At 51.0% G+C, this 12,909-nt stretch carries 15 protein-coding genes; 3 read left to right on the top strand and 12 right to left on the bottom strand.

Going from position 1 to position 12,909, the window contains the following annotated elements:
• Window positions 1-28: 28 nt before the first annotated feature.
• The 10 genes from RBH76_10125 to lexA all read right to left on the bottom strand — a co-directional run bounded on the left by RBH76_10125 (window position 29) and on the right by lexA (window position 7,864).
• The gene (locus RBH76_10125) at window positions 29-910 is read right to left on the bottom strand and encodes a YicC/YloC family endoribonuclease (protein WMJ83080.1); all 882 of its coding nucleotides are present in this window, start codon (window positions 908-910) and stop codon (window positions 29-31) included.
• Window positions 911-1,091: 181 nt separating this feature from the next.
• Window positions 1,092-1,925 carry a pseudouridine synthase gene (locus RBH76_10120; protein ID WMJ83079.1) on the bottom strand — a complete coding sequence of 278 codons (834 nt, stop codon included), beginning with the start codon at window positions 1,923-1,925 and terminating at the stop codon, window positions 1,092-1,094.
• 107 nt (window positions 1,926-2,032) lie between these two features.
• Window positions 2,033-3,238, bottom strand: coding sequence for a D-alanyl-D-alanine carboxypeptidase family protein (locus tag RBH76_10115; GenBank protein ID WMJ83078.1), 1,206 nt, complete (start codon window positions 3,236-3,238; stop codon window positions 2,033-2,035).
• Between the two features lie 77 nt (window positions 3,239-3,315).
• Window positions 3,316-3,717, bottom strand: a complete 402-nt coding sequence (ytfJ, locus tag RBH76_10110) for a GerW family sporulation protein (protein WMJ83077.1) — start codon at window positions 3,715-3,717, stop codon at window positions 3,316-3,318.
• Complete coding sequence (locus RBH76_10105) at window positions 3,683-4,378, bottom strand: hypothetical protein (protein WMJ83076.1); 696 nt, start codon at window positions 4,376-4,378, stop codon at window positions 3,683-3,685. The genes ytfJ and RBH76_10105 overlap by 35 nt, the downstream gene beginning before the upstream one ends.
• A 9-nt stretch (window positions 4,379-4,387) precedes the next feature.
• The gene (gene scpB, locus RBH76_10100) at window positions 4,388-4,978 is read right to left on the bottom strand and encodes an SMC-Scp complex subunit ScpB (GenBank protein WMJ83075.1); all 591 of its coding nucleotides are present in this window, start codon (window positions 4,976-4,978) and stop codon (window positions 4,388-4,390) included.
• On the bottom strand, window positions 4,975-5,706 hold the full coding sequence (locus RBH76_10095) for a segregation/condensation protein A (protein ID WMJ83074.1): 732 nt from the start codon (window positions 5,704-5,706) through the stop codon (window positions 4,975-4,977). The genes scpB and RBH76_10095 overlap by 4 nt, the downstream gene beginning before the upstream one ends.
• Window positions 5,707-5,730: 24 nt before the next feature.
• Window positions 5,731-6,381: a site-2 protease family protein gene (locus RBH76_10090; GenBank protein WMJ83073.1), complete on the bottom strand. Its 651-nt coding sequence runs from the start codon at window positions 6,379-6,381 to the stop codon at window positions 5,731-5,733.
• Between the two features lie 150 nt (window positions 6,382-6,531).
• Window positions 6,532-6,945, bottom strand: a complete 414-nt coding sequence (locus tag RBH76_10085; GenBank protein ID WMJ83072.1) for a hypothetical protein — start codon at window positions 6,943-6,945, stop codon at window positions 6,532-6,534.
• Window positions 6,946-7,267: 322 nt separating this feature from the next.
• Window positions 7,268-7,864, bottom strand: a complete 597-nt coding sequence (lexA, locus tag RBH76_10080) for a transcriptional repressor LexA (GenBank protein WMJ83071.1) — start codon at window positions 7,862-7,864, stop codon at window positions 7,268-7,270.
• Window positions 7,865-8,128: 264 nt separating this feature from the next.
• On the opposite strand from lexA, the gene acpP reads away from it, so the two are divergent.
• The 3 genes from acpP to RBH76_10065 all read left to right on the top strand — a co-directional run bounded on the left by acpP (window position 8,129) and on the right by RBH76_10065 (window position 10,817).
• Entirely contained in the window at window positions 8,129-8,359 is a 231-nt protein-coding gene (gene acpP / locus RBH76_10075) for an acyl carrier protein (GenBank protein WMJ83070.1), read from the top strand.
• Window positions 8,360-8,490: 131 nt separating this feature from the next.
• Window positions 8,491-9,930, top strand: a complete 1,440-nt coding sequence (proS, locus tag RBH76_10070) for a proline--tRNA ligase (GenBank protein ID WMJ83069.1) — start codon at window positions 8,491-8,493, stop codon at window positions 9,928-9,930.
• 140 nt (window positions 9,931-10,070) lie between these two features.
• Window positions 10,071-10,817: a hypothetical protein gene (locus RBH76_10065; GenBank protein ID WMJ83068.1), complete on the top strand. Its 747-nt coding sequence runs from the start codon at window positions 10,071-10,073 to the stop codon at window positions 10,815-10,817.
• Window positions 10,818-10,855: 38 nt separating this feature from the next.
• On the opposite strand, the gene RBH76_10060 is transcribed toward RBH76_10065, so the two are convergent.
• Window positions 10,856-11,569 (bottom strand): hypothetical protein, encoded by a 714-nt coding sequence (locus RBH76_10060; protein ID WMJ83067.1) that lies wholly within the window; start codon window positions 11,567-11,569, stop codon window positions 10,856-10,858.
• A gap of 168 nt (window positions 11,570-11,737) precedes the next feature.
• Window positions 11,738-12,889: a molecular chaperone DnaJ gene (dnaJ, locus tag RBH76_10055; protein ID WMJ83066.1), complete on the bottom strand. Its 1,152-nt coding sequence runs from the start codon at window positions 12,887-12,889 to the stop codon at window positions 11,738-11,740.
• Window positions 12,890-12,909 lie beyond the last annotated feature (20 nt).

The raw sequence follows: 12,909 nt of genomic DNA, 5'->3' as shown, positions 1-12,909 counted from the left end.
TATTGATCAGTTTCAAGCTGCATGCCTCCTATTCAACATTTTGTATCTGCTCGCGTATTTTCTCCAACTCACTTTTAAGTGCGATAACCACTGCTGCAATTTCAGCATCCTGCGCCTTTGAACCGATGGTGTTCGCCTCACGGTTTAATTCCTGCGTTAAAAAGTCGAGTTTTCTCCCGACGGGGTCGGGTTGAGCCAGAATGCTGCGAAACTGCGCCAAATGGCTTTTTAAGCGGACAGTTTCCTCATCCACCGCTACGCGGTCGGCAAAAATGGCCGCCTCGGTAAGCACACGCGCATCATCGATATTTCGGTCAGCCAGTAGGGTGGTCAGCTTTTGATAAAGCCGCGCCCGATAAGCTTCCACCGTCTGCGGACTCTGCGCCTCGACCGTTTCGGTCAGCTTTTCAACCGTATCAAGTCGCAGCAAAATATCCTCCCGCAGGCGGGTACCCTCGGTCTCTCGCATCTGTACAAAGCGGTTGAGTGCCTCTCCGGCCACCTGTGAGACCGCCTGCCACAGCGCATCCTCGTCAATCTCCATCCGTTCAGAGGTCAAAACATCTGGATACCGTGACAATACCGCAAGATCGATGTCATTGGGTAAGCCGGTCGCACCGGACAACGCCTGCAACGCCGCGACATAAGACTTTGCCAACTCAAGGTTGACCTTGACCACCGAATCACAAAGCGTGCCAGTGTTGGTCAGCTGCAGGTAAAGGTCGACCTTTCCTCGCGAAATTCGGCTTTGCACCAGACTTTTAAGCTTGTCTTCCATATAGCTGCAGCTGCGGGGTGCGCGGCAGGAAAATTCAAAGTAGCGGTGGTTAACCGATTTAATTTCAACGGTGACATCCCACCCGCCAAGCTGCCGCTGGCTTCGTCCATAGCCGGTCATGCTTCTGGTCATTTGTTACTCCCCTTTGTACGCAGCATTGCAACGTCTGTGCGAAGGGCCAACCGTCACACCATGGACAGCCAGCGGCTTTCAGCCGCAGAAATGTGCGTGAAAGATATTTTGTCAAAATCTCACTTAATCTTTTGTTTTCTCTTGTTTGCTCCTGTTATCATACCCCTGAGCACAGGGTTTGTCAACCGCGCCGCGAAGGCTTCGGCCCGTCTCTGCGCGCCGCTGGGCGCGGTCTTGCCACCGCCTTGCTTCTGGGTCTGTCCTTTTTCGGTTCTTTTGATGAGTTGGGGTTTAAAATTGTCACCGCACCGCGCAACGCCCCTACCTCGGTGGGGGTTAGTTCGCGCCATTTCCCGGGTTGCAGCATACCCAACTTAACCGGCCCGACCGCTATACGGCGCAGGCGCGCCACTTCCAGCCCCAGCGCTTCGCACATGCGGCGGATCTGACGATTTTTGCCCTCGAATATCGACATGCGCAACACCACGCGGCCAGGCTCCTTGGCTTCAACCTGCACCTGTGCGGGCAGGGTGGTGACACCGTCGTCAAGCGCCACGCCGGTGGAAAGCGCCACAAGTTGCTCCTCTGAGATATCGGGGCGCACCGTCACGCGATAGGTTTTAGCGATGTGGTGGCTAGGGTGCATAATTAAATTTGCAAAATCACCATCGTTAGTTAGAAGCAGCAAGCCCTCGCTGTCCTTATCCAACCGGCCGATGGGGTACACTCTGGCGGAAACCTCTGAAATCAGTTCCGCTACACAGCGCCTGCCCAGTTCATCCGAAAGGGTGGTGACATAGCCCCGAGGCTTATTGAGCATGATATAAAGCTTCTTGACCCGCTTTTCAAACACCACCCGCTCATCATCGATGTGAATGATATCGCGCGCAGGGTTGACACTCTGACCCAGCTCAGCCTTGCGGCCATTGACGGTAATTCTGCCCTCTTGAATCAGTTGCTCCGCCTTACGGCGAGAAACAACACCGTTATCTGATAACACTTTGTGTATTCTCATATTTTTGACCATTCCTTTCACTGCGCGCAAGGCACAAAATGACCGGGGAGTGGTCATAACTGCGCAGGCGCTGTGGTTGCACAGGGTGTGCAACACACGCTAAAATTTTATTTGGCCGCTTTCTTTTGTTCTTTCTGGCTTGGGTTTTTGTCCCACCGTTCATTCAGCGGAAACCGGTAATTCTGGGGAAACGCGAAAAAATCCTTAACGCGTTGAATGATGCTACGCGTTTCAGGGAATCTGGCAGGGCGGTCCTGTGCTGTAACCAGCGGCGTAACCGAGAGCGGTTGTTCACCGAGCATTACGGTCGCCTGCCCAACGACCTGGCCCTGCGGTGCCGGCGCATAAATAAACCTTTCAAGTGCGATATTAAGGCGCACATGGGTGCGCTCCTGCGCAGTGAGATAAGCCCCGGGCGCCCAAAGCGCTTTAACCCCGACCCGCTGCTCAGTTGAACCGGTCACCGGTACCGAGAGTTGACCCAGCGTATCCTCAAATTCAACGAACTCAAGCTGATTAAAGCTTTGATCGTATATCGTTTTGTGTACGCCAAAATCGTTGGGGCAGTTGAGCGTCACAGCAATCAACGTTAGCCCGTTGCGCTCCGCCGCCGAAACCAGACAGCGGCCAGCGGCCTTGGTAAAGCCTGTTTTGATGCCGATACAATCCTCGCTTTGCCACAGTAGGCGGTTGTGATTGGTCAGCCAGCGGTGATACGGCGGGTTACCGTAATATAGCTTTGCCGATTTTGACCGCACCATCTCACTGAAATCATCATTTTGCAGCGCGTAACGCGATAACAGTGCCAGGTCATAGGCTGTGGTGTAATGCTCACCGGCCTCTAACCCGGATGGGCTGGAGAAACGGGTATCTTTCATGCCGATTTCTTTGGCTTTGCGGTTCATCCGCTCGACAAAGGCGTCAAGGCTCTTATCAATGCGAACCGCCGCCGCGTTGGCAGCGTCGTTGCCAGAAGCTAACAGCATGCCCCACGCCAGTGTTCGCAGCGTGACCTGGTCACCCTCTTGCAACCCCATCGAGCTGCCCTCAACCTTAATGGCGTTGGGATCCACCACAAAAACGTCGTCTAGCCCTTCCTGCTCCAGCGTCAGAGTAGCCGTCATAATTTTGGTGGTGCTGGCGTTTAACAGCTTTTCATGACTGTCCTTTTCAAAAAGCACCCGCCCGCTGGAGGCTTCAATGAGCACGGCGCCTTTCGCCGCGGCAAATCCGTTCGAGTCCGTTGCCAGCGAAAAGTTAATGCAACACATCAACGCCAGTGCCAAAATGATAGAAATGATCCGTTTTTTCATCAAATTCACCCGCCTCATTAAAAAAACATATTCTGTGCGAGTGAAAAAAATGATTCGCTTTTATTGCGCGTGGCCCTTTATACCTCCTGCGCTTTTTCAGCCTTTTTGGCCATTTGATCTTGAATAATGCCTGAGACCTTGTCGATGACGCCCGGCATCATGTTCACCACGCGGTCAGCGGTATTGTCGGCTGTCTGCATCTGCAAGAGCTTTACGTCGCCCTTTGAAATAACTAAAAATGCTAGCGGCTGAATGGTCACCCCGCCGCCCGAACCGCCGCCGAATGGGCTAGTGGGCTTAGAGGTGGGCAGCTCCGACCCACCGGTGGCAAAGCCGAAACTGACCTTGGAAATTGGAATAATGGTGACACCGTCGGGCATGGTAAGCGGTTCACCAATGATGGTGTTGACATCCACAAGCTTTTTCAGTTTCTCAAGAGAGGATTCAAGCACCTCGCTCAAGGGGTGTTTCTTTTCCATTCTGATCTTCCTTTCGCAAAGCGGCGGCAGCATCGTCGCCAGCGTTTTTTGACGTCTTCTTTTTTGAGGATCTTAAGAACAGCGGCAGTGCGGAAACCAAACCCCAAAAGGCGATTTGCACACCAGCTACCAGCAGAGCAAGCGGCGCAAGCCGAACAACGCCTGAATAGCTAATCTCGCTTTGGCTGGCGCCAAATCCCGGCAGAATTTCGATCTGGTCAGCTTTTAGCCGAATGGTTTCTTTCACCAACGCGACGGCGGTAAACACCTGCGCGTTGACCTTACCAAACTTAATCGCAGTCTCTGCGGCATCCTCTCCCACCACAATCATGCATAGGCGAAACTTCGCTAGCGAGGTGCGACGCAACAGGCGGCGCACGGCGGGGCTGGTACGGCGCTGTAACGTTTGCAGCAAGTCCAAAAGCTCTTGCAGCGTGTAAGATAATGCACGTTTTTCTCGTTCTTTTTTCTTTTTTTTAGTTTTTGGGCGGGCTGACGCCTTTTTCTTCCCTGCAGTTTTTTCACCTTTGGGAAGAATGCCCTTTTTAAACCAAAAATATTTAACCGTGATTGTTATTTCAGGCGCAGAATCGATGTGCACAATAACCGGCACCATTAAAAACAGAACAATCAGCAGTAAAATGCAGCCAAACACCTTCATGCCGCCCACCTATTCTTCTAGAGCCCGAACCTGTTCACCGAACACGATCTGGCCTTCTATCACATCATCGGGCGACTCCTCTTCCAATATATCGGCGGCGGCTGTCAGTGGCAGTTCCTCAAGGGATGTGAGTCCAAAGGTGCGCAGAAAATGCGCCGTCGTACGGTAGGCGATAGGCCTGCCGGGCAGCTCCAGTCTTCCTTCTTCCTCCAACAGGCCTTTTTCAGTCAAATTGGCGATGATGCCGCTGGAATCGACGCCACGCACCTGTTCAACATAGGCCCTGGTCACCGGTTGGTTGTAGGCAACTGCCGCCAGCACCTCAAGGGCCGCCGGCGAAAGCGGCACATTGCGCCGTTCCTGCATGACCTTTCGGATATCCTCGGTATATTCGTTGCGGGTGGCCAGCTGATACTGGCCGCCTAAGTTTAAAATCTGTAAAGCGCCGTCCTGCATGTCCAACGTGTCACGCAAATGTTCAATCAGGCCGCGCACACTGTCGACGCCGATATCAAGCGCTTCTGCAATTCGGTCGGGCGCAATCGGCTCACCGACGGCAAATAGCACCGCCAGCAGCGTTTGTTCCAATTTTTTGCTCATACCGGCACCTCTTGTTCCGATGTTTTTACCGAACGGTGAAAGTGAACCGTCTCGCCGTCGGGCGAAATGGTAATGCGCCCGCCTTTGATCAGTTCCAACACCGCCAAAAAGGTGGCCACAAGTTCGCTGCGGTCCTGTTGATCTTCAAATAGCGCGCTAAAGCGACTATTCGGGTTGCGATAGAGCTTGCGCATCAGGTGGATGATCCGAGACGAAACCGACACCATCCGGCGCTTGACAATGCCGGAAAAAACTGCCGGACGCAGCGCCTGACGGCGAACCGCTCTACCAGTGGCGACAGCTGCGGCTTCAAGAAGTATGGAAGCCGGATGAGTCAAATGATAGGTTAAATCGGTTTCAAGCGCCATGGGCGCACGCACATAAAGACGGTTTCCTTCCGCCAGCGCACCGAGCTGCTTTGCCGCCAGCTTACAGAGCTGATATTCCATCAGCTCGCCGGTCAGTCGGTTTTTAAGGTCGTCTGCCTCTTCCTCGTGGCGCGGCAGCAGCATGACGGTTTTAATATGCACAAGGCGTGCGGCCATCTCAAGAAATTCGCTCGCCACCTCCAGATCGTGGTCTTCGCGGTTTTCTATAAACGCCAGATACTGCCGCAGCAGCTCTGAAATTTCAATATCTAATATATCCAACTTGTGTTTGGCAATCAAATGCAACAACAAGTCAAGCGGCCCTTCAAAATCCGAAAGGCGAAAGGAAAGCTGTGTCATGGCTTTAGTTCCTTTCCACTCTTTTTAGATAAAGAATGTTATCGCATCCAGCAACATATACAACGCGCCACTCAGTGTACCGAGAATGCCGTTAAATGCACCGAACCAAACAAGGAAGAGCACAAGCCAGACCATCTGATGCTCATAGGCCGCTATCTTCCAGTAAATCTCACGGGGAAGCAAAGGGCAGATAGCGTGCCAGCCGTCAAGCGGTGGAATCGGCAGCAGGTTAAACACCGCCAGCATAAGGTTGACGCTGACCATAAAGGAAACCACCTGATAGATACCCACCAAAAATCCCAACTGGGTCGCGATAAAAACCAACCGCAAAAGCTTGGCTATGATCATGCAGACCAATGCCATGAGTATATTGGAGAACGGCCCTGCCAGACTTGTGACGATGGTTCCCATTTTGTGATCGCGGAAATTCCGTGAATCGATCGGCACGGGCCGAGCAAAGCCGATGCCAATCAGTAGAATCATCAGCGCGCCAATGGGGTCGATGTGATCCAAGGGGTTTAGGGACAATCTACGGGAATAGCGCGCAGTGGAATCGCCCATTTTTTCAGCTGCCCACGCATGCGCAAATTCATGCACCGGTATAGCCGTCATCAGGACAATCAGTCTCGCTAAAACAATTTGAAAGCTCAGTCCGCCAAAGAGTCTGTAAAGCATCTTTTCTCTCCTCCTGTATCAGAATATTATATCGAAAGCAGCTCAAAAAATCAAGAAAACCCAGCGATAACAAAGAGCCGTCGCAGAAAGTTTTATTTCGCATCATATTTGCGAAATAAACTCTATCCGCATCGGCCCTTTTAAGTTAAATCAGCGCATTTCAGCTTCAATTTCCGCCATACGTTCAAGATATTCACTACGGTCGACGATACCTGCCTCAAACAGATCTTTTAGCTCCTGCGCCCTTCCGCTCACCTCACGGGACGAAGAGGCAACCCTTTCTGAAGCCTGATTGTGTCGATTAACCCTCACCTTGAAATCCTGAGCCCTCTGATGGCTCATTTGTGCGGCCTGACCTCGTACTTCGCTCTGATAAGCCTGTACCTCAGATTGATTATGTCTTTTCACTTTTTTTACTACACTTGCGACGCCCCAAATTATGATGCCAACAATCAATCCGAATATTATCGTACCAAAACCATCTTCACTGCTAAATATTTTGATTACCGCTGTCACAATAGCAAATATCCACCAGAAATCTTTTCTTTTTTTCTTTTGGCTCATATGTATTGCCCTCACAAATATTTTATTAATAAGTATAACAAACCCCCGTCCACCGTACAAGCATAAAATAATTGCTGTATATAAAGTTCAAAATCGCAAATGATTATTTTAAAGCGATGTTTTACAGGCTGGAACAATATATTGCGCCAAGTTCACAATAGCCTCCTGGCGCAATTAAAATATAAGGAGTCGGCATCCGTTTTTGAGCGGAACCGGCCCCTTAATAATTTATTCGTCATCCATCAAGACGCAAGTATTATCGTTAACGTATAAAAAATTAAAAAAAACACGCATAAAACACCGCGAGCCAAAATATTGCTTTTTATGAAAGGCGGCGAACCACAGCCACCACCCGGCCCAAAACGCGGCAATCCCGTACGATGATCGGCTCCATGCTGCTGTTTTCAGGCTGTAGTCGATAATGTCCGTTTTCTTTATAAAAGCGTTTGACTGTCGCCTCATCCTCAACCATAGCTACGGCAATCGCACCATTTTCAACCGAGGGGGTCTGCCGCACTATTACGACATCTCCGTCAAGAATGGCGGCCTCAATCATGCTGTCGCCTCGTACGTTGAGCGCAAAAAGCTTAGCCGGGTCTTCACCGTCGGCGCAAAATGGAATGTAGTCGGTGACCTCTTCAAAGGCCAAAATCGGCTGCCCGGCCGTAACGGTGCCCAGAAGCGGAATTTGCGCGGTGCGAACTGCGCCTGATCCGACAAGCCGGATCACGCGGTTCTCATTGTCACCCATGCTGATATAGCCCTTCGCCTCAAGACTTTTGAGATAACGGTGTGCGGAAGAGGTTGACTTGATATTCAGGTCCCGGCAAATTTCACGCACAGTCGGCGGCACCTGGTCAATCAAACGCTCCTTGATATAGGCGAGCAGGCTACGCTCCTTGTCGCTTAAATTCTCCATCCTTTTCCCTCCGCATTCCAAAGTTTTAAGTTTCTAAATTATATCACAGGCGTCTTAAAAATGCAAACATATGTTTTTTTACGTGTAATCCATGGTTTTTATGCGATTTGCCAATTATCCTCCCCTATCTGGATAAAATTTTTTATGCTAAATTTCATTTTCCCACTTGTCAAGCCAATAGAAAACCGCTATTATGTTCACGTACAAAGCTAAGGACGCCTAAACACATCTAACAAGCGTCTATCATCCTAAGGAGGAACCAAAATGATTTTTGATAAGGTAAGGGATATCCTTGCTGAGCAGTTGGATATCGATGAGGATCTTATCACCTCAGAATCCTCAATCGTTGATGACCTCGGCGCAGATTCGCTGGATATTGTCGATCTCGTCATGAGCCTTGAAGACGAGTTCGATACCGAAATTCCTGACGAAGCAATCGAGAACATCAAAACGGTTGGCGATATCGTGCATTTCATTGAAGAGACCCTGGCGTAATCAAACCGCGGTACCCTTTTAAACCCGTCTTTCATAGGAAGACGGGTTTTCTGTAATGGGCGGCTTGCATTTTGCCGTATCAAAACGTATAATAATTGGGTATATGGCGCTTTTAAGGAGGAATATCTGAAGTGGCGGATAATAAAAAGAAATTGGTGGAAGACATCACCCCGATGGATGTTGACTTTGCCAAGTGGTATACCGATATTGTAAGAAAAGCCGATCTCGCCGATTATTCCAGTGTGCGTGGCTGCATGATCGTGCGCCCTTATGGCACGGCCATCTGGGAAAACATTAAAAACCTGCTCGACGGCATGTTCAAGGAAACCGGGCACGAAAATGTTATGATGCCCATGTTCATCCCCGAAGGACTGTTGCAGCGCGAAAAAGATCACGTCGAAGGCTTTGCGCCTGAGGTTGCGTGGGTAACACACGGCGGAGCAGAAGAGCTCACCGAGCGCCTTTGTATACGCCCCACCTCTGAGACGCTATTCTGCGAGCATTTTGCAAAGGTCTGCAACTCCTACCGTGATCTGCCAATGCTCTATAACCAATGGTGTTCCGTCTGCCGGTGGGAAAAGACCACCCGCCCGTTTTTGCGCACCGCCGAATTCTGGTGGCAGGAAGGTCACACCATCCACGAAACTGCCGAGGAAGCTATGCAGGAGACTGAGCAGCAGCTCGACTGCTATGCACGGCTTTGCGAGGAGTTCCTAGCGATTCCAGTCATCAAAGGCCGAAAAACTGAAAAGGAAAAGTTTGCGGGCGCCGAGCGCACCTACACGATAGAGGCGATGATGCACGATGGCAAAGCGCTGCAGTCCGGTACATCGCACTATTTTGGCGATGGCTTTGCCAAGGCGTTTGGCATCACCTTTCAGGGGCGTGATAATAAGCTTCAGCACCCGCATGAGACTTCTTGGGGTATGTCCACCCGCATTATCGGCGCCATCATCATGACGCATGGCGACGACAACGGTTTAGTGCTGCCGCCTGCTATCGCACCGTGGCAGGCCGTCATTGTACCGGTTGCCCAGCACAAACCCGGTGTGCTTGAAGCCGTTGAAAATTTAAAACAACAGCTTTCTGGCGTCTGCCGAGTCAAGCTTGATACTTCGGACAATTCCCCCGGCTGGAAATTCGCCGAGTATGAGATGAAGGGCGTGCCGTTGCGCATTGAGCTTGGCCCCAAGGATATCGAACAGGGACAGTGCGTCGTTGTCACCCGCCACAATCGTGAGAAGCATTTTATTTCGCTCAGCGAACTCAACGCACAGATCCCTTCGCTGTTACAAAAGGTTCACGACGGCATCTATCAGATGGCGCTTGAAAACCGCGAAAACAAAACCTTTACAGCCACTACGATGGAAGAAATTATGGCGTTCTCAGCTGAAAAGAGCGGATTTTTGAAAACCATGTGGTGCGGCACTCTTGAGTGCGAGATGGCCATGAAGGAAAAGGCTGGGCTTTCCTCCCGCTGCATGCCCTTTGAACAGGAGCAACTCGGAGACGGTTGCCCAATCTGCGGCAAAAAAGCTACCGCTATGGTTGTTTGGGGCAGGGCTTATTAATTAAATTGTTTCCATTACCTACGGGGGCTGGTCAAATGACCAGCCCCCGTTTCTTTTTGTTGTCTGAATAACATTTTTAAAGCACGGGTAGAATGAGAAGGTATGAGTCTATATCCCACTGATTTTAGGGAGGATTTTTAATGCTTCGTGCCATGATTCTTGTTCTCACTCTGCTGCTTGTTACCCTCTCGGCCGCCTATCTGGGTCAAGATGAGCAGTTGACACAGGCTTTAAGGATGGCCAAAACACCTGTGACCAGCATGCCCGCTGAGTCCTCAGAGCCCCCCATCAGCACCGAACCTGAGCCTGAATCGAAACCTGAGTCGACCGCTTCATCCCAGAGCAGCAGTACCTCGCCACGCTTTGTTATGGACGAACCGCTCACCAACCCCATACCACCCGCTGAAGCAGGGACGTCCGACTCGTCCGAATACTCCGGAGACTCGCTGCCGGATCCCTCGGCACACGCTCTGCTTTATCCGGTCGATGGTGAAAGCTCAAAGCCGTACGAACTTATTCCGCCCACAGAGGAAGAAAAGTTGGAGGCGGCAGAGCCCTATATTAAAGAACTTTTCGCACTAAAAGACCGCAATGTCCTCGCTTTTGGCGAGCTGGCCGACGAAGCCCTCTCGGAATATCTGGGGCTTTCACCCGACAAGCGCTCTGCTGCACTACCGTCTTTGATGGAAAAATATTTGCCGCGCGTGACCGCGCTCGAAGAAGAAAGCGACGCCCAGTCGGAAGCAATTCTGCTAAAGATGTCAGCAGCGCTTGCAGCAATAGGCGCAGACGATTCTATCGTACAGGATGCGCGCGCAGCCTATGAGCGATCAAAACAGGAACAGATGGCGCATTATACCGAGTTGTTTTCTTCCCTGCCATCCTAAAGCGTAAAAACGCACCGGCATGTTGCCGGTGCGTTTTATTAGCCTTCCATGGGATGAAGAGTAAAGATAATATCGCGATAAATCTTCAGGTTTTCGGTGTCGTTAACCGGCACATCCACCTTGATAGTCATGGCGTAGAACTTTTCATTCATCTGGTCATTGCACATGTAAAAGCGCAGCGCATGATTGCCGCTTTCTTTATCGATAAATTCAAAATAAAACGCATTCCAGCCGCCATCAAACGCAATACCCTTTTCGTCCACAATCAAGTCGTACCCAAAGTCCTCAACAATATTTTTCTTAAGGCCCTCGTAATAGACATCGGTTGTAAAAAAGGTCGGCTTCATCTGGTTGAGCTGCTCTTGGGGATCACTTGTGTTATAATAGGCCGCCAAATCGGCCGGCGCCGTCGTAATGACAACCGAGCCATATACCTGGTCGGTTTCGGCTTCATGGATGTTAAAAAGCGTATCAAATCCACTGTCGCCCAGCCAGTCGGTATCGGTACCATTAGGGAAATTCAAGCCAAAGTGCTGCATGGTTACCGACCCACTGCGCGGCTCGTAGTCCATGGTGAACACCGGATCATCCAGCTGCTTAAACACAAAGCGACCATTTTCAATGTGGTCGGCAGTTTCTGACGAGGAACTGCTCTGCGAAGATGAGGGAGCCGCCGAAGAGCTGGATGGCGCAGATTGGCAGGACGCCAATAAAACCATTGCCAGAATCAGCGCAATACCTTTTTTTATCATTAATAACCTCTCCGTTTCAAATCCATTTGCACTTAGCTTTCCTATTATACGACAATTTACACAATTTGAACAGGGCTATTGTTGAGTAAGAAATGGATAAAAAGTAAATCAATCGTTAAAAAAACACCAAAAGACCATAAGTCCTTCGGTGCTTTTTTATTAACGTAGTTACTGATTATCGCCACGCATCGAGTCTTTGATGCGATCAAAAAAACTCTTTCGCTTTTCATAATTGCGATCTGATAGCGCGCCCTCAAAGTCGCGCAGTGCCTGTTTTTGCTTATTGTTAAGCGATTTTGGCACCTCAACCGCTACGCGTACAAACTGATCGCCTTTGCCGCGGCCGTTGATAAAGGGGACGCCCCGCCCTTTGAGGCGGAACACCGTCTGGGGTTGTGTACCCTCGGGTATATTGTACTTCACCTTGCCCTCCAGCGTCGGGACAGTAATTTCATCGCCCAGCGCCGCCTGCATAAACGTTATTGGGATATCGCACCAAATGTCGTAGCCGTCGCGCTCAAACACGAGGTCTGGCCGCACTGAGACGGTGATGTTGGCATCGCCCGCCGGGCCACCGTTTAAGCCCGCATCACCTTGGCCCCGCAGCGTAAAGGTCTGACCATGGTTAATGCCCGCCGGTACGGTAACTGTCAGCTTTCGCTGTTTTCTCACGCGACCCTGACCGCTGCAATCGGGGCAAGGGTCTTTGATAACCTTACCCTTACCGCCACAATGGGGGCAGGTCTTTTGCACCTGCATGGTGCCCAACATCGTGCGCTCAGTGGCCCGTATGCTGCCCGAACCACCACAAGTGGAGCAAACATCAGGGGTGGTACCTTTCTTTGCGCCTGACCCCGCGCAGGTTTCACAGGTTTCAAGGTGGGGTATCGAAATATCTTTTTGGCAACCCAGCGCCGCTTCTTCAAACGATAGTGACAGCGTCAGCCCAATATCCCGCCCACGAATTGGCCCATTAGGGTTGCGGGTGCGGGTAGAGCCGCCAAAGCCGCCAAAAAAGCTACCGAACAGGTCTCCCAAATCTATGTCCTCAAAGCCACCGCCAAAGCCCCCAGCCCCTGCGCCGTAGCTGGGGTCCACCCCCGCATGGCCAAACTGGTCATAACGCGCGCGCTTCTGCGGCTCTGAGAGTATTTCGTAAGCCTCGCCGACCTCTTTAAATTTTGCTTCGGCCTTTTTATCCCCGGGGTTCATATCGGGGTGGTATTGCTTGGCCAGCTTGCGGTAGGCTTTTTTGATTTCATCATCTGAGGCCCCTTTGGACACGCCTAGCACCTCATAAAAATCCTTCTTCTCCGCCAAATCGCATCATCTCCCTTCTG

The organism is Oscillospiraceae bacterium MB24-C1, from assembly GCA_030913685.1.
In the GTDB taxonomy this organism is placed as follows: domain Bacteria; phylum Bacillota; class Clostridia; order Oscillospirales; family Ruminococcaceae; genus Yanshouia.
The sequence above is the reverse complement of the archived record's forward strand: the minus strand, read 5'-3'. Positions and strand labels throughout refer to the sequence as shown.